Here is a 21,036-nt window from a genome sequence, read left to right on the forward strand (position 1 = left end):
CCGGCCTCCGGTCCTCTCGCCCGACGCCCGCCCGTCCGGCACTTGCCCGTCCGGCACTTGCCCGTCTGGTGCCGCAGCGGGTGCGCGGCAGCGTCGGCCTGCAGCGCGCCATGCTGCTCACGGGAGCCGGGCTCACCGCCCTGTTCCTGCTCACCGCACTCCTCGCCCCTTGGATCACACCTTCGGGCCACGCCCAACTCCAGTACGGCGGGGCACTGTTCGGCTCACAGCAGCCCCCGGGCCACGGCCACCTGCTGGGCACCACCATCGGCGGCTACGACGTGCTCTCGCGCACCCTGTGGGGCACCCGGACCGCCGTGGCCGTCATCGGCCTCTCGCTCGGCCTGTCGGTGCTGCCCGGCACCCTCGTCGGCCTCGTCTCCGGCTACCTGGGCGGCTGGACGGACCGGCTGCTGGTGGGGGTCGCCGACGCGCTCTACTCCTTCCCCTCGCTGCTGCTGGCCATCGTCATGTCCATCGTGATCAGCGGCGGGCAGTCCAGCCTGGTCGGCGGCCTGACCGCGGCCGCCTGCTCGCTGGCGCTGGTCTTCGTGCCGCAGTACTTCCGGGTGGTCCGCGCCGAGGTGCTGCGGGTCAAGGCCGAGCCCTTCGTCGAGGCCGCCCGGGTGATCGGCACCGGCCACCTGAGGATCATGTTCCGGCACGTGCTGCGCAACTCGGTGCGCACCCTGCCGCTGATCCTCACCCTCAACGCCTCCGAGTCCATCCTCACCCTGGCCGGCCTCGGCTTCCTCGGCTTCGGCATCGAGCCCAACGCCGCCGCCGAGTGGGGTTACGACCTCAACCGCTCGGTCGCCGACGTCACCTCCGGCATCTGGTGGTCCGCGCTCGCCCCGGGCACCGCCATCGTCCTCACCGTCCTCGGCGTCACCCTCCTGGGCGAAAGCCTCAACGACCTCGCCGACCCGCGTCTGCGCCGCCGGCGCGGATCCCGCACCGCCGGGGCCGTCGACCCCGGCCCCGCGGCCCCGGCGGCAGCAGAGGAGCAGACCCGTGCCTGAGCCCCGCGCGACCGCAGCACCGGACACGGTGCACGACCCGGCATCGGCCGCGTCGGCGGCCCTGCTCCGCATCGAGGACCTGCACGTGTCGTTCGCCACCGACAGCGGGCAGATTCCCGCCGTACGAGGCGTGAGCCTGACGGTGGCGGCGGGAGAGGTGGTGGCACTGGTCGGGGAGAGCGGCAGCGGGAAGACCGTCACCGCGCGCAGCGTGCTCGGGCTGCTGCCCGAGTCGGCCACCACCCGGGGACGGGTCCTGCTCGGACAGGGCGACACCGGCGCCGTGGAGGTGCTGGGCGCAGGCCGCACCACGCTGCGCACGCTGCGCGGAACCGCCGCGGCCATGGTCTTCCAGGAGCCCTCCACCGCGCTCAACCCGGTCCACCCCATCGGCTGGCAGATCGCCGAGGGCCTGCGCGCCCACGGCCGGGGCACCCGCGCCTCCCGTCGCGCCCGCGCGGTCGAGCTGCTGGAGCAGGTCGGCATCCCCGAGCCCGGGCAGCGGGTGAACCACTACCCGCACCAGCTGTCGGGCGGTCAGAAGCAGCGTGTCGTCATCGCGATGGCACTCGCCCTGGGTGCCCGGCTCCTGGTCGCGGACGAGCCGACCACCGCCCTGGACGTCACCGTGCAGGCGGAGATCCTCGACCTGCTGCGCCGCTGCCGCGACGAGCTGGGCACCGCACTGCTGCTGATCACCCACAACATGGGCGTCGTGGCCGACCTGGCCGACCGCGTCGCGGTGATGCGCGACGGCCGGATCGTGGAGCAGGCCCCCGTACGCCGTCTCTTCGCCGCGCCACAACACGCCTACACCCAACAACTCCTCGACGCCGTACCTGACTTCGGCAACGCGAAACCCCGCCCGGCCCGGCCCGCCGACGGCGCGCCGCCCGTCGTCACCGCCCGCGGCCTCACCGTCGACCACCCCGGCCGCCTGGGCCGCCGGCCGTTCCGCGCCGTGGACCAGGTCGACCTGGAGATCGGCGCCGGCGAGGTGCTGGGCCTGGTCGGGGAGAGCGGCAGCGGCAAGACCACCATCGGCCGCGCCCTCGCCGGGCTCACCGCCGTCAGCGGCGGCACCCTCACCGTTCTCGGCGAGACGCTCCGGGAAGGCCCGCGCCGCCGGACCGGCACCACGGCCGGCCGCAGCGGCCGCCTCGGCTTCGTCTTCCAGGACCCGGCCACCAGCTTCAACCCCCAGCTGACCATCGGCGCCTGCGTCGCCGAGCCGCTGCGGGTGCACCGCCCCGGGCTGGACCGCGCCGCCGTCGCCGACCGCGTCCAGGAACTGCTGGAGCAGGTACGTCTGCCGGCCGGCACCGCCGCCCGCTACCCGCACGAACTCAGCGGCGGCCAGCGCCAACGCGCCTCGCTCGCCAGGGCGCTCGCCCTGGACCCGGCGCTGGTGATCGCCGACGAACCCACCTCCGCACTGGACGTCTCGGTGCAGGCGCAGGTGCTGGAGCTGTTCACCCGGCTCCAGCGCGATCTCGGCTTCGCCGCCCTCTTCGTCAGCCACGACCTGGCCGTGGTGGAGCAGGTGGCCGACCGGATCGCCGTGCTCCACCGGGGGCGTGTGGTGGAGACGGGGCCCACCGCCCAGGTGCTCGGCACACCGCAACACCCCTACACCCGGCGGCTGATCGCCTCCCTGCCGGTGCCCGACCCGGACCGCCAGGCCCGGCGCCGCGCCGCCACCTCCCTGCCCCCGCAGCAGACAGGAGCCCCCGCCCCATGACGGACAGCAGCACCGACGACTCCCCGCAGGCCGTCGCCCGGCGGGCCCTGCGCCGCACTCCCGTGGTCGACGGCCACAACGACCTGCCGGTCGCCCTGCGGGCCCGCAGCGGCGGCTCCGTGGAGGGACTGGACAGGAACAGGCCCGAACTCCACACCGACCTGCCGCGGCTGCGCGAGGGTGGTGTCGGCGCGCAGTTCTGGTCCGTCTACGTCCCCTCCGACCTGCCCGAGCCGGTGGCCACCGTGGCCACCCTGGAGCAGATCGACCTGACCCACCGGCTGATCGCCCGCTATCCCGGGCAGCTGCGCCTGGCCGTCACCGCGGACCAGGCCGAGGACGCCGTCGCGGACGGCAGGATCGCTTCACTGCTCGGCATCGAGGGAGGCCACTCGCTGGCCTCCTCACTCGGGGTGCTGCGCGCCTTCGCCCGCCTCGGCGTCCGCTACCTGACGCTCACCCACAACCACAACACCCCCTGGGCCGACTCCGCCACCGACGTCCCCGGCGTCGGCGGCCTCTCCGGGGCAGGTCTGGCCGTGGTCGCCGAACTCAACCGGATCGGCGTGCTGGTCGACCTCTCCCACACCGCCGAGACCACCCAGCGCGCCGCACTGGCCGCCTCCACCGCCCCGGTGATCTTCAGCCACTCTTCCTGCCGCGCCGTCAACGACCACCCGCGCAACGTCTCCGACGAGGTGCTGGCGCTCCTCCCGGCCAACGGCGGCGTGGTCCAGCTGACCTTCGTGCCCGACTTCGTCTCGGCCGAGGTCGCCTCCTGGCGGGCCGGCCTGGCCGCCGAGCGGGAACGCCTCGCGCTGCCCGCGCACACCTGGGCCTGGCCCCGCCACCCGGCCCCGGGCGAGAGCCCGGCCGCCGTGGCCGAAGAGGCCGCCGCCGCCTTCGCCACCGGCCCCGGCGCGCCTCCGCCGCCCGAGCTCCGGCGCTGGCTGGACACCCACCCCCGCCCCGAGGCCACCGCCGCCCAGGTGGCCGACCACGTCGAGCGGGCCCGCGAGATCGCCGGCCTCGACCACATCGGCCTCGGCGGCGACTACGACGGCGTCGACCGGCAGCCGGCCGACCTGCCCGACGTGGCCGGATATCCGGTGCTGCTGAGGGAGTTGGCCTCGCGCGGCTGGTCCGCCGAGGAGCTGGAGGCACTGACCGGACGCAACGTGCTGCGCGTGCTCCGCGAGGCCGAGCGCCGGGCCGACGAACCGCTCTGGCCCCGGCCGTAGCGGGCGGGCGCGAACAGAACCGGCCGCCAGGACCCAGTGCCCTGGCGCACGCCTGCGCCCGCGCCCCGCCCCGCCCTGCCCTGCCCTGCCCCGCCCGCCGCCGCACCCCGCATCGCCGCCCCCGCCGACGGCACTCCGGCCGTACCCGCCGGGAAGTGATCCCGGGCCACCGGCTCCCCGAAAGGAACCTCATGCCCACGACAGTCATCACCGGCGGGACCGACGGCATCGGCCGCGCCCTCGCCGCCACCTACCTCGAACGCGGCCACGACGTCCTGGTCGTCGGCACCAGTGCCGAGAAGGGCGGGGCGTTCCTCGCGGCCGCCGAACGCGGCGGGGCGGGGGGCCGTGCGCGGTTCCTGCAGGCCGACCTGAGCCTCGTCCCGGAGAACCGGCGGGTCGTCGGGTGGATCACACGGACGTATCCGTCGGTGGACGTCCTGGTGCTGGGGGCACGCTTCCACCGGTCGACGCGGGTGGAGACCGCGGACGGGTTCGAGAGCAACTTCGCGCTGTACTACCTCAGCCGCTACCTGCTCAGCCACGGGCTGGCCGAGACGCTCGGCCGCGCCGAGCAGGCCGTCGTGCTCAACTTCGGCGGCTCGGGCCTGACCGGCCCGGTGCGATGGGACGATCTGCAACTGCGCCGGAACCACCCCGGCACCGGCGCCCTCGGCCACAGTGCGGCACTCTGCGACCTGCTCGGCGTCCACTTCACCCGGACCCACGCCGACACCTCCGTCCACTACGTGCTCAACCATCCCGGGGTCGTGGCGACCAGCTTCGCGGGCGAGTACGACACCGCGACGGCACCCCACGTCGACGGGCTGCGGATGTCGGGCAAGCCGGTGTCGCAGGCCGTCGAACAGATCCTGCCGTTCCTCGACGCGCCGCCCGCCCGGCTGACCGCCGTACTGGAGGGCAGGCGGATCAGCACCAGCACCACCGCGTTCGACCCCGAGGACGCGGCCCGCCTCCACGACCTCACCGGGAAACTGCTCACCGGCCTGCCGCAGTGACGCGAAGCCCGGCGGTGGGCACCACCTGCCGGCCTGCCTGCCGCGTTGCGGTAGCGGATCGTTCACCCGTGCGGGCCCCTCGGCCATCGGTCGATCCCGCTCCCGGTGACGTGCTGACGTTCCGCCGGCCCCGGACGGTCGGTAAAGCCCCTGATCCGGGAAGAAGCCGAAACCGGTACCGCCCGCCCGCGCGCGAGACCTCCGGCGGCATCCCTCTGGCTACGCTCGGTCTCCCAGCAGTACGTGACCTCCGACATCGTCCGCACCGCCGTCGCCGCCCAGCGGCAGACGGCACCGGAAGCGGCACAGGAATCGACATGGCCTCCCCCTTCGCCGACCCGGCGTTCCACCGGAACCGGTACCCGACCTACACCGCCCTCCGCGACACCTCGCCGGTCGTCCGGATCCCCATGGACGGCGCCGGCACCGCCACCGTCGTCACGGGCTACGACGCGGCCCGGCAGGCCTTCACCGCGCCGCTGTCGAAGGACACCGGCGCCTACTTCGCCGACAAGCCCTCCCGGCGATCCCTGCACCCCGCCGTCGCCCGCACGATGCTCGCCACCGACCCACCCGAGCACACCCGGCTGCGCCGCCTGGTGACCAAGGCGTTCACCAGCGCCGTGGTCGACGGCCTGCGTCCCTACATCCGCTCGCTCGCCGAACAGCTGGTCAGCCGCTGGGAGCCCGGCACCGAGGCCGACCTGATCGGGGACCTCGCCGCGCCCCTGCCCGTCATCGTCATCTGTCAGCTGCTCGGCGTCCCCCCGGCCGACCGGGATGCGATCCGCGGCTGGTCGACCGACCTGTTCGCCACGGGCGACCACGACCGGATCGACTCGGCCTCCCACGCCCTGGCCGACTGCATGACCGGGCTGATCGCCGCCAAACGCATCAGCCCGGACCGCTCGCTGCTCTCCGGCCTGATCGCGGTCCGCGACAGCGACTCCGGCCGTCTCGGCGAGGACGAACTGCTCTCCCTGGCCGTCCTGCTGCTGGTCGCCGGCCACGAGACGACCACCGCGGCCATCGGCAACGCCGTCCTCGCACTGCTCCAGCACCCCGACGAACTGCAGCACCTGGTCACCGACCCGCACCGCATCCCGACCGCCGTCGACGAACTCCTGCGCTACGACTCACCGGTGAGCATCGCGACCTGGCGCTGGGCACCCGAACCCGTACAGCTGGGAGGCCGTGAGACCCCTGCGGGCAGCCCCGTCTTCGTCTGCCCCGGCGCAGCCAACCGTGACCCCGCCCGGTTCGCCGACCCCGACCGGCTCGATCTCGGCCGCCCCGACTCGGCCGGCCACCTCGCGTTCGGTCACGGCATCCACCGCTGCGTCGGTGCGCCCCTCGCCCACGCCGAGATCGAGATCGTCCTGCGGGTCCTCCTCGGGCGCTTCCCCGGCCTGCAGCTGGCAGCTCCACCGGACCAACTCTCCTGGCGGCACTCCCGGTTGGTGAGGGGGCTCGCCTCCTTGCCGGTGCGTCCGTAGAGGGCGAGCTGCCGCAGGGCAGAACGGCCCCGCACCAGCCACGACCGCCGCCAGTACCAGTGCCAGCACAGTCAGGAGCGCCCACGACGTCGCGGAGTCAGGGTCAGGGCGTGGCTGACGCGCCTTCGATCTTCGCGTCACCGATGGCCGAGGGCGAAAACCGTGCAGGCCGGGCCGGAAGCACGGGTGGTGGCGCCTGTTCACGATCTTCGGCTTCGGCGGCCTTGATCATCAGGAGCCGCGTTCGTCGGTTCCGGTCCGGCGGCGGATCACCCGCGAACGACCACACCTGGGCGAACCACCCGCCTCGTCACCCGGGAACGCACCGGCCCGGACCGCTACGCGCCCGGCGCCCGGTACCGGACTCGTTCGGCTTTGCGCAGGGCATCCATGGTCTCGTCGACGGTCAGGAGAACTGTCGTCTCGAACGAGCCGAGCGCGCCGCCTCCGCTGATCGCCAGCGCCACCGCGGCCATGGACACGTTGTCGGGGGCCTCCCACAGGTTGTAGCCGTCGTGCGTGCCGAAGGCGTACCAGAAGCCGTGGAGCTTCCCGCCGACGGACTCGATGTACGCCTGAGCGGCCTTTGCGCGGTCCTCGGGGTGGACGATCAGCCTCGCCCAGGTCTCCGGCGTGTAGCTGAACCTCGACAGGTAGAGCGGCATCGTGTCTCCCTTTCGTTCCACCAAGGGATGCCCCGGCCGGGCGGGAACGCGCCGGATGCGGCCCGCGTATCCCCCGAACGGCTGAGGACGACGACCGGCACGGCCACAGCCGGCGGGTGAGCGTCCCACCCGGGCGCTCCGGCCCTGCTGCGCACACGGGGTACCGAGGGTGGCCAGGATCGGGTGCAGCGTCCGCACGCCCTTGAACCGCCCGGCCCCGGCACCCTGCCCGGTGCAGCCGTGGACGCGCCGGTGGCTGGGGTCGATGCCGACGGACGCGACCTTGTCCGCGCCGGGCAGCAGTGGCGTGGTCCGGGCCGGGCGGGCGGGGAAGTCCCGGTGCACCGCGTGGAGTTGCCGGTTGCGGCCGTGCGTGAAGGCGCGCAGGAAGGCGCCCGGCGTCGAAGGCGCTCGCACCTCGCCGGACAGCAGGCCCATCGCGCCGTACCGCAACCGGTCGGTGCCGTCGTCCCGGGGGAAGGCCCATTCGCCGCTCCGGGGCGTCGGGCAGCGCTGCGGTCATCTGCAGGCAACAGACCTATTGACTGTTTGCTATAGCAGGATGCAGTCTTCTGCCATGAGCAACGATGCCCTGGGCCCCATGGAGACGACGTCGCTGGCCGACCAGGCCTATCAGCGGCTCCGTGCCGCGGTCCGCGAGGGCTCGTTGCGGCCGGGCGAGAAGATCACCGAACGCGATCTCGCCGCCCGGCTCGGCGTGAGCCCCACGCCGGTGCGCGAGGCGCTGCGCCAGCTGGTGCACGAGAAGGTGGTGGAGCGGGTCGGGAGCCGGGCGCTGCGGATCGCGGACCACTCGGCCGCCGCGCGCTCCGAGATCGTGGAGGCCGAGGTGCGGCTGTCCGCGCTGATGGCCCGGCTGGCCGCCCGCCACGCCACCGACGCCCAGCTCGCCGACCTGGCCGAGGTGCTGCAGCGCGCCGACGGCGCGGTCGCGCGGATCGAGCGGGAACTGGCCGAGCGCGGGCCGGGCGCCGACGTGACCGGCCGGCTCGCGGAGGTCCACCAGCTGCTGCGCCACTTCCACCATCAGGTGGAGGCCTCGGTCGGCAACCCGGTCCTGGAGGGGCTGTTGCAGCAGGCCCGCGCGTTCAGCGACGAGGAGCGCCTCGATCTGACCGTCAAGCTCGCCCCGGAGCGGGCCGAGGCGTTCCGCCGCCGCTACCGCGAGCACCGCGGCCTGCTCGACGCCCTGCTGGACCGGGACGAGGAGCGGGCCGAGCAGCTCGCCGCACACCACCACCGCGAAGCGCTCATCCAGCTCTCCGGCAGCTGACCCCAAAGCCCGACTGCTTGTTCTTGTGCGCCGGCGCCACGGGAGGCGGTCGGCGCACAAGCATCCCCTGTTTGCTATAGCATATGGCAAGGAGCCGCCATGATGCACAACCCTCCGTCCACCCCCGGCGGAACTCCGGCCCTCACGCCGCCGGCCCCCGTCGTGCGGACACCGATGAACGCGAGCGCCGTGCTGTGGGTGACCCTGGCGGTCTTCGCCCAGGAGTCGGTGTGGAACTTCTACGACGCCCAGGTGCCCGAGCAACTGCGCCACTACATCACCTCGGCCGGTGTCATCGGCCTGATCATGGGCCTGGACCACTCCTTGGGGATCTTCACCCAACCGTCCATGGGATTCCTCTCCGACAGACTCGTCCGCCGGCGCAGGGGCCGATGGCCCATCGTGCTGATCGGCGCGTCGGCCGCCACGGTCCCGTTCGTACTCATCCCCTGGGCCGGCAGCCTTCCCGCCCTGGTGGTGTGCGTCGTGGCCTTCGCCGCGGTCGCCAACGCCTTCAAGGGCGTCACCGAGACACTGGTCTCCGACTACGTCTCGTCGGGCAACCGCAGCAAGGCACAGGGCATCATCAAGGCCGGCGTCAGCCTGACCATCATCATCTCGGCCCTGATCAGCCTGCTGGTCGTCGACCGCAGCCTCCGTCTGGCGTTCGCGATCCCCCCGGCCCTGATGCTGATCATGCTCGGACTGTCCTGGTGGTTCCTCGGCCGCCGGCACGAACAGGCCGTCGTGCCCGAGCAATCCGCCGACGGCCACCAGGACGTGCCGGACTTCGCCTCCCCCTGGGCCGTCCTCCGGGACGCGCTGCGGTCCCCCTCCAGCCCCGCGCTGCTGCTGATGATCGGCATCTTCTGCTTCGCCGGCATGTGGACCGCCCTGCGATCGCTGACCACCCCGTACGGCATCGAACTCCTCGGGCTGACCGGCGGCCAGGCCGGCAGCCTCGCCCTGCCCGGCGCCGTCGCCTTCCTGCTGGGCGTGCTGCCCATCGCCTACTGGTCCGACCGGATCGGGCATCTGCGCGCCATGCGCTACGGCGTCGGCCTGTTCGTCGTCGGCCTCCTGGCCGGCTTCGCGGTCCCCACCGTCCCGGGAACGGTCGTCGCGATGGTCCTCTCCACACTCGGCTACGCGTCGTTCGCGGTCAACGCGCTGGTCGCACTGTGGAACCTGGCCCCCACCGAGAAGGTGCTGGGGACCTACACCGCGCTCTACACCATCGCCTCGTCCGCGGGCATGGCCCTGGGCCCGGCGATCCTCGGCACCACCATCGACCTCACCAGCTGGCGCTTCATGATGCTCAACGCCGCCGCCTTCGCCGCGGTCACCTTCGCCGTCTTCACCCTCCTGGCCCGCCGGGCCCCCGACCGGAACACGGCGTGACGACCCCCCGCACCATTCTCACGAAAGGTCCTGACCCCATGGAACTGCGCATCCTCGCTCCCACCGGTGCGCTCGGCGCGGGGGTCGGCGCCGCCCCCCGGCCGCGCGGCGGCGGCCCCCCCCCCCCCGGCCACCCCCGCCCCCCCGCCCCCCCCCCCCCCCGGCCCGCCGCCCTCGGCTCCGGCACACCCAAACTCTCCCACCAGGCCGTGACCCGCGACCTGCGCCTGCTGCTGAAGGCCCGCGACGAGCTCGGCGTCCCGCTGATCATCGGATCCTGCGGCACCAGCGGGCGCGACGTCGGCGTCGACCGGGTCGCGGCGATGGCCCGCGCCGTCGCGGCCCAGGAGGGCCTGCACTTCAAGCTCGGCCTGATCTACTCCGACCAGCCCGCCGACCGCCTCCAGGACCTGTACGACGCAGGCCGCATCCGAGCACTGCCGAACGCGCCGGCCATCGACCGGGACCTGTTCGCCCGCAGCCACACCGTCGCCATGATGGGCGTCGAGCCGATCCAGCACGCCCTCCTGGAGGGCTGCGACGTCGTCCTCGCCGGACGCGCCAGCGACACCGCCCTCTTCGCCGCCCTCCCGCACCTGCACGGCGCCGACCCGGGCCTGACCTGGCACATGGCCAAGACCGTCGAATGCGGCGCCGCCTGCGCGACCCCGCCCTCCGCCAACGGCCTGCTGGTGCACCTGCGCGAGGACCACTTCGACGTCACCACCCTCGCCGACGGCAGCCGCCTCACCCCGCGCTCGGTCGCCGCCCACACCCTGTACGAGAACGCCGACCCGTTCCACGTCCTGGAGCCCTCCGGGACTCTGGACACCACCGACGCCACCTACGAAGCCGTCGACGACCGTACCGTCCGCGTACGCGGCGCCGCCTACCTGCCGGCCGACGGGTACACCAACAAGCTCGAAGGCGCCGAACTCGTCGGTTACCAGAGCGTCATCATCGGCGGCGTCCGCGACCGCGTCGTCATCGACGCCCTGCCCGAGCTCCTGCCGTTCGCCCGGCAGTACTTCGACGCGAAGATCCTCGATGTGTTCGCCGGCGCGGTCGACCCGGCCGACGTCGACATCGACTACCGCCTCTACGGCGCCGGAGCCGTCCTCGACGGCACCGAACCGGACCAGCTCCTGCCCCGCGAGCTCGGCGTGCTGATCACCGTCACCGCCCCCGACCAGGCCACCGCGCACGCCGTCTCGACCTTCGTCGCCCACGCCAGCAGCCACCTGCCCATCCCCGGGTACGACGGGCTCGTCTCCACCCTCGCCTACCCGTACTCACCGCCCGAGACGGACCGCGGCCCGCTCTACCGCTTCACCCTCAACCACGTCGCCACCGGCGTCACCCCCACCGAACTGTTCCGCACCACCGTCGAGGAGCTGTAGAACCCGTGCCCACCCTGACCGACTACTGCTCCCTGGTCCGCTCCAAGAACGCCGGACCCTTCACCCTCACCTTCGACTTCATGTGCCACGACCAGGCCGCCTACGACGCCCTCGTGGCCACCGGCTTCCTCGGCGAAGAGCTCTTCGCGTCCCTCTACAACACCGACCCCGACCAGATCCTCGTCGTCAACCACCCCCACGCCCTCGCCGTCAAGGTCTCCCTTCCCCGGCCCACCGTCCAGGGCGACCTCCACGACAGCGACTGCTACGCCGGCCAGCAGTACGCCCCGCTGATGGACATGGAACTGCCCACGCCCGCCTGACCCGCCCCGCCGGCGGGACGGCCGGAGCACCGCCCGTCCCGCACCGCACCGCACCCGCTCGAAGGAGTCGACCGATGCCCACCGAAGCCCCCGTCTCCCCCTGGCACCTGCCCCCCGACCATCCCGCGCAGCAGTTCCTCACCGGCTCCACGCCGCTGTTCGCGCTTGCCCGTGACCCCCGTGTCTCCTACTGCCTGTACGTCCCCCGCCGCCACAGCAACACCGGTGAGCCCCGCCCGCTCGTCGTGGCCGTCCACGGCACCCACCGCTACGTCGGGCAGGTCCGCGACTCCTTCGCCGCCTTCGCCGAAGAACACGACTGCGTCGTCCTCGCCCCGCTGTTCCCCGCCGGCCTGACCGGACCCAACGACCTCGACAGCTACAAGTTCTTCACCGAGCCGGGCCTGCGCCCCGACCTGCTGCTGCTCGACATGGTCAAGGAGGCCGCCGCGCGCTGGCACATCCGCACCGACCGCTTCCACCTGCACGGCTTCTCCGGCGGAGGGCAGTTCGCCCACCGCTTCTTCTACCTCCACCCCCACCGCCTCGCCTCCCTCTCCGTCGGCGCGCCCGGCCGCACCACCCTCCTCGACGCCCGCACCCCCTGGTGGCGAGGCACCGCCGACAGCGAAACCCTCTTCGCCGCCGCTCCCGACCCCGCCGCCATGGCGCAGGTGCCCGTCCAGCTCGTCATCGGAGCCGACGACACCGACATCGACATCTGGGAGGGCGCCGAGCAGCCGGGCAGCCGCACGGACCGGCTGACCGAACTGCGCGACAACTGGAACCGCCACGGCATCACCAGCCGGCTGGACATCGTCAGCGGCGCCGGCCACAGCGCATCCGCCGTCACCCCGGCCGTACTCACCTTCCTCGCCGACCACGTCCCCGCACCGGCAGACCCCCGGCACAGGCCTGCGACGGGGCCGCGGCCATGACGACGAAACCGCCCGAACCATGCTGAGCAGCCCGCAGCCGCCACCGCAGGAGAGCACAGGACCGCCCGCCGGACAGGAGACCGCACGCGGGGCCTTCCGCCCGACCGGGTGGGCGCTGCTCGACAACCTGCTCATGGCAACCCTCGACTCCCTGCCCCCGGCCGATGCACCCGCCCCGAAACCGCCCGACGCCAGGCCCGAAAGCGACCCGGCCGGGGCAGCGCACGGTCGGGCAGCGGCGTAGGCCCGGTCGGCGGCGCACCCGGGCCCACGGTGTCGGAGGCCCCGGCCGGCGGGGCGGGTCAGCGGCTGCGGGTGCGCTCGGCGTCGTACTGCTCGTCGGTGACGTGCTCCAGCCAGGTGGTCTCGGGGCGGTCGTCGTCGGGAGCGGTGGCTTCCCAGAGGGCGAGGTGCTGCATGAAGCGGTCGGCGGTGGCGCCGTGCCAGTGTTCCTCGCCGGGCGGGCAGGTGACGGTCTCACCGGGGTGGGCTTCGTGGACGGTGCCGTCGCGGGTGCCGATCAGGGCGGTGCCGGCGACGACGTGGAGGGTCTGGCCGACGGCGTGGTGGTGCCAGGCGGTGCGGGCGCCGGGGGCGAAGCGGACCATGTTGGCGCGCAGGCGGGAGGGCTCGGTACCGGCGTGGATGACGTCGAACCAGACGTCGCCGTTGAACCGGTCCTGCGGTCCCTTGCCGGTGGGCCTGGGGGTGACGAACTCCACGGGATGCTCCTTGCTCTCGTACGGGTGGCAGGTAGGGGGCCGGCGTTCAGCCGTCCAGGCGGCGCTTGCCGAGCCAGGCGACCATCTCGGGGTCGTGGTGGTCGAAGAACAGCGTCTTCCCGGTGTCGAGGCCGGCGATCTGCACCATCTGCTCGTCGGTGAGGTCGAAGTCGAAGACGTCGATGTTCTGCGCCATCCGGCCGGGGTCGACCGACTTGGGGATCGTGACGATGTCGCGCTGGATCAGCCAGCGGAGCACGGCCTGGGCCACGGACTTGCCGTGCGCCTTGCCGACCCCGCCGAGGACGGGGTGGGTGAACAGGTCGTTCCTGCCTTCGGCGAAGCCGCCCCACGCCTGGTGCTGCACGCCGTGCTCGCGCATCAGGGCGTGGTCGGGGCCGCGCTGGAAGAACGGGTGCGTCTCGATCTGGTTGACCTGAGGGACGGTCTCGTTGTTGATGATCAGGTCCAGCAGGCGGTCGGGGTGGAAGTTGGCGACGCCGATCGCCCGGGCCAGGCCCTCGCGGTTGGAGGCCTCCATGGCGCGCCACTGGCCGTACACGTCGCCGAAGGGCTGGTGCATCAGGTACAGGTCGACGTGGTCGAGGCCGAGCTTGGCCAGGGAGGCTTCCAGGGCGCGGCGGGTGTTGTCCTGGGCGGGGGCGTCCTGGACCCACAGCTTGGTGGTGACGAACAGCTCCTCACGCGGGATGCCGCTGTTCCTGACGGCCCGGCCGACGGCTTCCTCGTTGCCGTAGGCGGCGGCGGTGTCCAGGAGGCGGTAGCCGGCGGCGAGGGCGTCGGTGACGGCCTGCTCGGTCCTGTCGGCGGGGATCTGGTAGACGCCGAAGCCGAGGATCGGCATCGTGACGCCGTTGTTCAGGGTGACGGTCTGCACGGGTGTCTCCTTGTCGTTCGTGGGCGGGGAGCAGCCGGACGGGCTGCCCGGCCAGCTTCCCGGTCGGCTTCCTGCCCGGGGCTGCGGGGCGGTCACTGCCCGGCGGGGAAGTCCGTGGACGCTGCCAGATCACGCTGGGCCTCGAAGCCGCCGATCCGCTCGCGCAGCACGCCGAGGGTGGCGTCGAGGGCCTGGGAGCCGAGGACCATGCGCAGCGGGGCCGGGTGGGTGTCGGCGGATTCGATGATGCGGGCGGCCATGCGCCGGGGGTCGCCGGGGGCGAGGCCGCCTGCGGGGTCGAGCATGGCCCGGAAGGCGTGGGCGGGGCTGCCGGCATAGGCGTCGATCGGGTCGGCGACCCGGGCGCTGCCGCGGCGGAACTCGGTGCGGGCGCCGCCGGGCTCGACGATGGTGACGCCGATGCCGAAGGGGGCGACTTCCTGCGCGACGGACTCGGCGAAGCCTTCGATGCCCCACTTGGTGGCGTGGTAGAGGGAGTTGCCGGGGAAGGCGACCTGGCCGCCGTAGGTGGACATCTGGATGATACGGCCGCCGCCCTGGGCGCGCAGGTGCGGGAGGGCGGCGCGGATCAGGGTGATGGAGCCGGTGAGGTTGGTGGCGATGATGTGGTCGACCTGGGTGTCGGTGATCTCCTCGGCGGCGCCGAACAGGCCGTAGCCGGCGTTGGAGACGACCACGTCCACGCGGCCCGCGGCGAACGCGGCTTCCACCGTCCGGCGGACGGCGGCGGTGTCGGTGACGTCCAGGACCACGGCGCGGAAGGTGTCGGGGTACTTCCCGCCGAGGTCGGCGACCTTGTCCGGGGTGCGGACGGTCCCGATGACGCGGTCCCCGCGCTCCAGGAGCCGGGTGGTCAGGGCGTGGCCGAAGCCGCTGCTGACGCCGGTGACGAGCCAGGTCCGGGAGTTCACGGACGGTCCTTCCTCGTGGTCGGGGCGCCGCCGGCCGGCGTGACGGCGTCGACGGCGACGGCGGCCGGGGCGTCGAGGGTGCGGGCGGGGGTCACGGGCGGACCATCACCTTGAGGCTGGTGCGGGTGTCCATGGCCTTGTACGCGTCGGCGACCCGGTCGAGGCCGACCTCGGCGTCGAAGACCCGGCCCGGGTCGATACGGCGGGCGAGCACGTCCTCGACGGCGGGCTCCAGGTAGGCGCGCACCGGGGCGGGCCCGCCGGCCAGCTGCGCGTTCTTCCCGAACAGCGACCCGAAGCCGACGGGCGCTTCCTCGTACTGGGGCACGCCGACGCGGGAGATGATCCCGCCGGGGCGCACGATGCCGCACGCCTGCTCGTAGGCGGGCATCAGGCCGACGGCCTCCAGCACGACGTGGGAGCCCTCGCCGCCGGTCAGGTCCATCACCTTCGCGATGCCCTCCTCCCCGCGTTCGGCGACGACGTCGGTGGCGCCCCACTCCCGGCCGAGGTCGGTGCGGGAGGTGTGCCGGCCCATGAGGATGATCTTCTCGGCGCCCATGCGGCGGGAGGCCAGCACCGCGGACAGACCCACCGCGCCGTCGCCGATCACCGTGACCGTCCTGCCCGGCTCGACCCGGCCCATGTACGCGGCGTGGTGACCGGTGAGGTAGACGTCGCTCAGGGCGAGCAGCGAGGGCAGCAGGGCGGGGTCGGTGCCGGCGGGGATCTTCACCAGGGTGCCGTCGGCCTGCGGGACGCGGACGGCCTCGGCCTGGGCACCCCCGACGCCTCCGACCCCGTACCAGCCGCCCTGCGGGCAGGCGGTGTGGAAGCCGTCCCGGCAGATCGGGCAGGTGTTGTCGGCGAACGCGAACGGGGAGACCACGAAGTCACCGCGCTTGAGGCCGCGCACCTCGGAACCGGTCTCCTCGACGACGCCGAGGAACTCGTGCCCCATCGGCCGGCCCCCGTCAGACCTCTCCGTCGAGTGGTAGCGGTGCAGGTCGGAGCCGCACACGCAGGCCAGGGTGACACGGACGATCACGTCCGTGGGCTCGACGATCCCGGGGTCGGGGACGTTCTCGACGCGGACGTCGCCGGGACCGTACAGGAAGGTGGCACGCATGGAAGATCTTGCCTTTCGTGGCGTTCGGCAGCTCTGGGAGCCGAGGTGACCACGGCGGGGGTCAGCCCGGCCGTACGGCCGACCGGCGGCCACCCCCACTCGCAGGAAGGCAGGTCACCGGGCGACACCACCCACCGTGCCCCGGCTTCCCCGCTCCAGGCAGGCCGAGATCTGCCGGGGTGCGACAGGGCCCCCCTCGACCGGCGTGCCGCACCGGCGGCGGAGGGACACTGGGCCCATGGCATCCGAGCAGCACAGCGGCGACGAGCTGGCACTCTTCCTGCGCGCCCGCCGCACCCAGACCAGCCCCCGGTCCGCCGGCCTCACCCCCGGCCCCGGGGTGCGCCGCACCCCCGGCCTGCGCCGCGAGGAGCTGGCCACCCTCGCCGGCGTCAGCATCGACTACTACACCCGCCTGGAACGCGGCAAGGAGACCCGCCCCAGCCCCGCCGTCGTCGACGCCCTCGCCCGCGCCCTGCAGCTCGACGACGCCGAACACCAGCACCTGCGCGACCTCGCCGTCCGCGCCGCCCGCTACCTGCCCCACAGCACCCCGGCGCCGAGCCGTACCGTGCGCCCCCACCTGCGACTGCTCCTGGAGACGCTGCGCCCGAGCCCGGCCTACGTCGTCAGCCGCAGCATGGACGTCCTCGCCACCAACCCCGGCGGCCTCGCCCTGTACCCCGGCCTCGACGAGTGGCCCGCCACCCAGCGCAACCTCGGCCGCTACCTCTTTCTCCACCCGGCCGCCCGCGACGTCTTCCCCGACTGGGACAACCAGATCCGCCACTGCGTCTCCCGCCTGCGCGCCCTGGCCGGCACCGATCCCGACGCCCCCGACCTCACCCGGCTCGTCGGCGAGCTGCTCCTGAAGAGCCCGGCCTTCGCCGGATTGTGGGAGCGCTACGACGTCACCGGCCGCAAGGTCACCACGAAGACCTTCCAGCATCCCCGGATCGGCAGGTTCACCCTCGCCTTCCAGGGCATGGCCCTCGAAGGCACCCCCGGCCAGCGCATGGGCATCTACACCGCGGAACCCGGCACCCCCGACCACGACGCCATGCTCCTGCTCGACATGACCGCTCTCCGCACCGAGCCGGCGCCGTCCGGCCGGGAGCGGTAGCCGACCGACCGCACGGGCGGGAACGGGGCGTGGTGGCGCTGCTGTCGGCCGGGCCGTACGGCCCCGACGCCGTGCGGCCCGCCCCGGTGTCCGGGACGGGCCGCACGGTGCGAGTGCTCCGGCCGTTACGGGGCCGTGGCGACCCGGGCCGCGGCCTTCGCGGTGGCCGGAGCCGGTTCGAGCACACGCTGGGCGAGCTCACCGAACACCAGGCCGAAGGAGGTCCACAGGACGAGCTGGATGGCGAGGGCCGCGAGGCGGAACTGCCACAGCAGGCCGGCCGGGAACTCCTCGGGCACCTCGTTGACGGCCGGCAGGAACGCGTAGGCGAGACCCACGGCGAGGACGAAGCCGGCGCCCGCCACGACCGTGGCGTACCAGGTGCCCAGGCGCGGCGCCAGGCTCTTGCCGACGATGACCGCCGCGACCGCCAGCAGCACGCTGAGCACCAGCAGCAGGAAGTACAGGACGGTGCGCCTGCCGATGGTGTCGGGGTCGCCGACGGCCGGCGGGTTGGCCGGGTACTTGAGGAACGGCACGAGGTAGACGGTCACCAGGGCGGCGAGGGAGACGATCAGTGCCGTCGCCCGGGCGCCGAAGCGGCCGATCCGGCCGAGGGCGAAGCAGTAGGCGAGGGCGGCGATGCCGCCCATGGCAATGGCGAAGAGCAGGATGCCGGTGGCCAGGCCGGCCGTGGACTGCAGCGAGCGGCTGACGAGTTCCACCTCCTCGCCGTGGCCGGCCATGCCGTGTTCGGCGGCGTGGCCCCCCTCGAATCCGATGGCGGCGTCCACCTTGGACTCGCCGAGCAGGTAGGCGGTGACGAGCGCGAGGAGACCGGCGGCGAGGCCGGCGATCATCCCGCGCAGGAGCAGGGTGCGGACGGTTGCGGAGTTCATGGCGCGTTCTTCCTCTGCTGCTCAGTGGCAGGGGAAGCCGAGCAGGTGCCGTCCGTCGTGCACCCATTCGTGGACGTCCTCGCCGGAGATGAGCGCGGTGGCGCCCTGCTCCGCGCCGACGAAGTAGATCACCACGAGCATGAGGATGCCGAAGAACAGGGCCCAGGGCAGGACCGCACGGACGGGGATGGCCGTGAGGCCGCCCTCGCCGGGAGAGGAAATCGGGGAAACAGTGGACGAAGCCATGGCTGTCAAACCTCCTGGGGGGAAAATGCGCGTCCCGGTCTTTGGAGCTCTGACGACGGTGCAGGGTCTGACTCACCCCCGGCCCGTGCCCCCGCGGGGGTGCACGATGCCGGACGGGCATACAGTGGCGCGACCGTGCCGGAGTCTCACCGGCTTCCTCGCACCGTCGTCACATCGTCCGAGACCGTACCGCCTGGCGCCGGGTCGGCCAAGGGCGTACGCACGGGGCGGATTCCGCCCCTGCGCGCCCCGCGAAAGCCGATCTCATGTCAATTCAACTTCAGGGTCGGCAAGTTGACGCCGTCGGGCGAGAGCGCAGAGGCGGGGACAGCGACGCTGGTGACGTTGATCTCAACGGCGACGGCCGGGGCTGCCGCACGAGACCGGTTCGACGACGATGGACTGCCGCACCCCCGCCCGCACACCGCCCGCACGACCGGGTCCACCGAGCAGCCGTGCGGCCGTGCGGCCGTCGACCGACGGGTGCCGGGTGCCGGCGCTGTGAGCGGACCGGCGGTCCCGGGCACGTTCAGGCGGTGGCGCACCACCCGGCCCTCCTCGGGCGCCTCCACCGCGCAGGAGTCCGGGCGCCGGTCAGGCTCCGAGGCCGGGGCCGAGGGGCTCCCGGGGGCCGAAGGTTTCCGGGGTCCGCTGCACCAGCCGTTCCACGACGGCCTCCCAGTTGCCGAGCAGCGCCTCGTCGTCGTACAGCTGCTCACGCGCGAGGTCGGTGCGCTCACGCCAGGCGCGGACGCGTTCGACGGTGAGTCCGACCGGGTCGGGAGCGGTGGTGTGCGGGGCGTGCCCGGGATGGTCGAGATGACCTTCGCAGGTCTGGAGCGGACGGGGGCCGATCGAGTCGTTCGGGCAGCCCGCCACGAAGCACAGGGTGTCGACACGGCCGAGGACGTCGACGCGGTACCGGCACCCGCCCACCCTCAGGACGGCCCGCATCGTACCGCTGCTCTCGGCTTCGACCCATGTGCGCTCCGGACACGGTGAGGCGATGCCGTCCATGCGGTCACGGGCCCGTGCGGCCCCCCACAGGGCGACGAGCGCCTCCAGCGACAGACTGACGACTCCGTCGTCCTCACCGGGCAGGTCGGCGCGGCCGTCGACGAGCACGGCCTCCAGAAGCGTCCGCAGTGACTCCATGGAGCGGCAGCGTAGTGGCAGTGAGGCAATCCTCACCTTGCCCGAAATCCACCTGTGAGGTGGACCCGATCCGGACCGGGAACAAAAAGGCGCAGCTCCCGGCACCGGCCCCGTCCGCGGACTCCGGCACCGCGGTCTCGCCGCCGGGCCGGAACCGGCCGACTGCACGGCGGGGAACGCGTCCTGACGCATCGTCAGTCAGCTGCCCGTGACACGGCACGAGGCGCCGATCCCGGGTCGCGTCCGGGACCGGCGCTCGCCACTGTTCCTCCGGCCGGCGGATCAGGACCGGACGTACGGTTCCACCCGCCCGTAGCGTCATGGCTATGACGACCGAGGGCATGACACTGGTGGTGGGGGTGCGTACGGCCGACGAGGTGTTCGCCGCGCTGGAGGAGCTCAGCACGTGCCGCCGGCCCTGGACGGCCTTCGAGCAGGGCCTGCTGCACGCCTACCGGTGGGCGGTGGGCACCCGGGCCCTGGCGCCCGTGACAGGGGACGAGGCGATGGGACTGCCGGGGCCGTGCCGCTCGCAGCTGCTTGCGGAGTGCCAGGCCGCAGAGGTACGGATCCGCACGGGCGTGGACCCGGGCCCGGACGCGGATGCGGTGCTGGGCACCTACACGGCGCTGGCCTGGGTGTGCGGGCATCACGACGAACGGCCCTGACGCCATCGACCGGCATGCCCGGGGCCGAGCGCCGGACGGGGCCGACCGCTCCGCACCAGGCCGCACAGCGGCGCAGCACGCCTTTCACCGGCATCTGGTCACCGGCACCTGGCACCGCTTCCACCTTCCGGCCCGCTCGTACGGCGTACCGGGGCTCACAGCGCGGGGCGGGCGGGGCCCCCGGCCCGCAGACGGACCGCCCGGCCGCTGGTGCGCACGAAGGCGTCCATCGCCGTCCGGTAGCGGTCACGGCGCACCTGGAACTCGGCGTCGTCGACTTCCCCCTTACGCCAGTACGAACTGAGTGCCTGACCGGCGGTGTTCACCTCCTCGGAGGCGGCGATGAGGCCCGGGTCACCGGAGAGGATCCGGATGCGCGCCGTGGCCAGTCGGTGTCCACCCAGGTCCCACCCCTCCACGCGGCCGGGGACACCGAGCTCGCGCTCCTCCCACACCCGGTGGAGCAGATCACTGCACGATGCCGCAACTTCGGCACAGGAGTTGAGCAGCAGTTCCGTCGCCTTCACCCGCTCGTCCCTGCGCTTCGCCAAGTACTGCCCCATCAACGCGATGGCCGCGCCGACGACAGCGGCCGCCAAAGCCCCCCAGCTCTCCATACCATCGGTATCCCGACCCGGCTGTGGCGCCAAACCCGGCCGGCCTGCCCCGCTCAGGCCCACCCCGGCCAAAGGACTCCGGGCTGAATTCCCTACCAGGGCTGACC

General features: G+C 73.2%; 21 protein-coding genes and 1 riboswitch. Of the genes, 12 read left to right on the forward strand and 9 right to left on the reverse strand.

What is annotated here, in order from left to right; all coding sequences use genetic code 11:
* Positions 1 to 80 precede the first annotated feature (80 nt).
* The 5 genes from SNE206_RS30225 to SNE206_RS30245 all read left to right on the forward strand — a co-directional run bounded on the left by SNE206_RS30225 (position 81) and on the right by SNE206_RS30245 (position 6,519).
* Complete coding sequence (locus tag SNE206_RS30225) at positions 81 to 1,022, forward strand: ABC transporter permease (RefSeq protein ID WP_407916705.1); 942 nt, start codon at positions 81 to 83, stop codon at positions 1,020 to 1,022.
* Positions 1,015 to 2,763 (forward strand): ABC transporter ATP-binding protein, encoded by a 1,749-nt coding sequence (locus SNE206_RS30230; protein WP_407916706.1) that lies wholly within the window; start codon positions 1,015 to 1,017, stop codon positions 2,761 to 2,763. The genes SNE206_RS30225 and SNE206_RS30230 overlap by 8 nt, the downstream gene beginning before the upstream one ends.
* Positions 2,760 to 4,004, forward strand: coding sequence for a dipeptidase (locus SNE206_RS30235; RefSeq protein WP_407916707.1), 1,245 nt, complete (start codon positions 2,760 to 2,762; stop codon positions 4,002 to 4,004). The genes SNE206_RS30230 and SNE206_RS30235 overlap by 4 nt, the downstream gene beginning before the upstream one ends.
* Before the next feature lie 191 nt (positions 4,005 to 4,195).
* Positions 4,196 to 5,023: an SDR family NAD(P)-dependent oxidoreductase gene (locus SNE206_RS30240; RefSeq protein ID WP_407916708.1), complete on the forward strand. Its 828-nt coding sequence runs from the start codon at positions 4,196 to 4,198 to the stop codon at positions 5,021 to 5,023.
* A 317-nt stretch (positions 5,024 to 5,340) separates the two neighbouring features.
* A complete protein-coding gene (locus SNE206_RS30245; protein ID WP_407916709.1) occupies positions 5,341 to 6,519 on the forward strand; it encodes a cytochrome P450 in 1,179 nt (392 codons plus the stop codon).
* Positions 6,520 to 6,857: 338 nt separating this feature from the next.
* Here the strand turns inward: SNE206_RS30245 and SNE206_RS30250 are convergent, their stop codons facing one another.
* On the reverse strand, positions 6,858 to 7,184 hold the full coding sequence (locus SNE206_RS30250) for a GYD domain-containing protein (RefSeq protein ID WP_407916710.1): 327 nt from the start codon (positions 7,182 to 7,184) through the stop codon (positions 6,858 to 6,860).
* A 577-nt stretch (positions 7,185 to 7,761) separates the two neighbouring features.
* Between SNE206_RS30250 and SNE206_RS30255 the strand changes: the two genes are divergently transcribed.
* The 5 genes from SNE206_RS30255 (at position 7,762) to SNE206_RS30275 (ending at position 12,540) form a co-directional block, all read left to right on the forward strand.
* Complete coding sequence (locus SNE206_RS30255; protein WP_407916711.1) at positions 7,762 to 8,478, forward strand: GntR family transcriptional regulator; 717 nt, start codon at positions 7,762 to 7,764, stop codon at positions 8,476 to 8,478.
* A gap of 99 nt (positions 8,479 to 8,577) precedes the next feature.
* On the forward strand, positions 8,578 to 9,879 hold the full coding sequence (locus tag SNE206_RS30260) for an MFS transporter (RefSeq protein WP_407916712.1): 1,302 nt from the start codon (positions 8,578 to 8,580) through the stop codon (positions 9,877 to 9,879).
* A 209-nt stretch (positions 9,880 to 10,088) separates the two neighbouring features.
* Positions 10,089 to 11,279: an acyclic terpene utilization AtuA family protein gene (locus SNE206_RS30265; RefSeq protein WP_407916713.1), complete on the forward strand. Its 1,191-nt coding sequence runs from the start codon at positions 10,089 to 10,091 to the stop codon at positions 11,277 to 11,279.
* A gap of 5 nt (positions 11,280 to 11,284) precedes the next feature.
* A complete protein-coding gene (locus SNE206_RS30270) occupies positions 11,285 to 11,602 on the forward strand; it encodes a DUF4387 domain-containing protein (protein ID WP_407916714.1) in 318 nt (105 codons plus the stop codon).
* Positions 11,603 to 11,676: 74 nt separating this feature from the next.
* Positions 11,677 to 12,540 carry a poly(aspartic acid) hydrolase gene (locus SNE206_RS30275; RefSeq protein WP_407916715.1) on the forward strand — a complete coding sequence of 288 codons (864 nt, stop codon included), beginning with the start codon at positions 11,677 to 11,679 and terminating at the stop codon, positions 12,538 to 12,540.
* Positions 12,541 to 12,842: 302 nt separating this feature from the next.
* Here the strand turns inward: SNE206_RS30275 and SNE206_RS30280 are convergent, their stop codons facing one another.
* From SNE206_RS30280 to SNE206_RS30295, 4 genes are all read right to left on the reverse strand, one after another.
* Complete coding sequence (locus SNE206_RS30280; RefSeq protein ID WP_407916716.1) at positions 12,843 to 13,262, reverse strand: cupin domain-containing protein; 420 nt, start codon at positions 13,260 to 13,262, stop codon at positions 12,843 to 12,845.
* Between the two features lie 46 nt (positions 13,263 to 13,308).
* Positions 13,309 to 14,160, reverse strand: a complete 852-nt coding sequence (locus SNE206_RS30285) for an aldo/keto reductase (protein WP_407916717.1) — start codon at positions 14,158 to 14,160, stop codon at positions 13,309 to 13,311.
* Positions 14,161 to 14,252: 92 nt separating this feature from the next.
* Positions 14,253 to 15,092: an SDR family oxidoreductase gene (locus SNE206_RS30290; RefSeq protein ID WP_407916718.1), complete on the reverse strand. Its 840-nt coding sequence runs from the start codon at positions 15,090 to 15,092 to the stop codon at positions 14,253 to 14,255.
* A 91-nt stretch (positions 15,093 to 15,183) separates the two neighbouring features.
* Positions 15,184 to 16,221, reverse strand: coding sequence for an alcohol dehydrogenase catalytic domain-containing protein (locus SNE206_RS30295; protein ID WP_407916719.1), 1,038 nt, complete (start codon positions 16,219 to 16,221; stop codon positions 15,184 to 15,186).
* Positions 16,222 to 16,459: 238 nt separating this feature from the next.
* On the opposite strand from SNE206_RS30295, the gene SNE206_RS30300 reads away from it, so the two are divergent.
* The gene (locus SNE206_RS30300) at positions 16,460 to 17,344 is read left to right on the forward strand and encodes a helix-turn-helix transcriptional regulator (protein WP_407916720.1); all 885 of its coding nucleotides are present in this window, start codon (positions 16,460 to 16,462) and stop codon (positions 17,342 to 17,344) included.
* Positions 17,345 to 17,469: 125 nt separating this feature from the next.
* Here SNE206_RS30300 and SNE206_RS30305 read toward each other — a convergent pair whose 3' ends face one another.
* From SNE206_RS30305 to SNE206_RS30315, 3 genes are all read right to left on the reverse strand, one after another.
* On the reverse strand, positions 17,470 to 18,243 hold the full coding sequence (locus SNE206_RS30305; protein ID WP_407916721.1) for a CbtA family protein: 774 nt from the start codon (positions 18,241 to 18,243) through the stop codon (positions 17,470 to 17,472).
* Between the two features lie 21 nt (positions 18,244 to 18,264).
* The gene (locus SNE206_RS30310) at positions 18,265 to 18,489 is read right to left on the reverse strand and encodes a CbtB-domain containing protein (protein ID WP_407916722.1); all 225 of its coding nucleotides are present in this window, start codon (positions 18,487 to 18,489) and stop codon (positions 18,265 to 18,267) included.
* Positions 18,490 to 18,554: 65 nt separating this feature from the next.
* Positions 18,555 to 18,647: riboswitch (cobalamin riboswitch) on the reverse strand.
* A 436-nt stretch (positions 18,648 to 19,083) separates the two neighbouring features.
* On the reverse strand, positions 19,084 to 19,644 hold the full coding sequence (locus SNE206_RS30315) for a hypothetical protein (RefSeq protein ID WP_407916723.1): 561 nt from the start codon (positions 19,642 to 19,644) through the stop codon (positions 19,084 to 19,086).
* Positions 19,645 to 19,970: 326 nt separating this feature from the next.
* Between SNE206_RS30315 and SNE206_RS30320 the strand changes: the two genes are divergently transcribed.
* Positions 19,971 to 20,312 carry a hypothetical protein gene (locus SNE206_RS30320; protein ID WP_407916724.1) on the forward strand — a complete coding sequence of 114 codons (342 nt, stop codon included), beginning with the start codon at positions 19,971 to 19,973 and terminating at the stop codon, positions 20,310 to 20,312.
* 155 nt (positions 20,313 to 20,467) lie between these two features.
* On the opposite strand, the gene SNE206_RS30325 is transcribed toward SNE206_RS30320, so the two are convergent.
* Positions 20,468 to 20,929 (reverse strand): hypothetical protein, encoded by a 462-nt coding sequence (locus tag SNE206_RS30325; protein WP_407916725.1) that lies wholly within the window; start codon positions 20,927 to 20,929, stop codon positions 20,468 to 20,470.
* Positions 20,930 to 21,036: the final 107 nt, after the last annotated feature.

Source organism: Kitasatospora sp. NE20-6, from assembly GCF_045862635.1.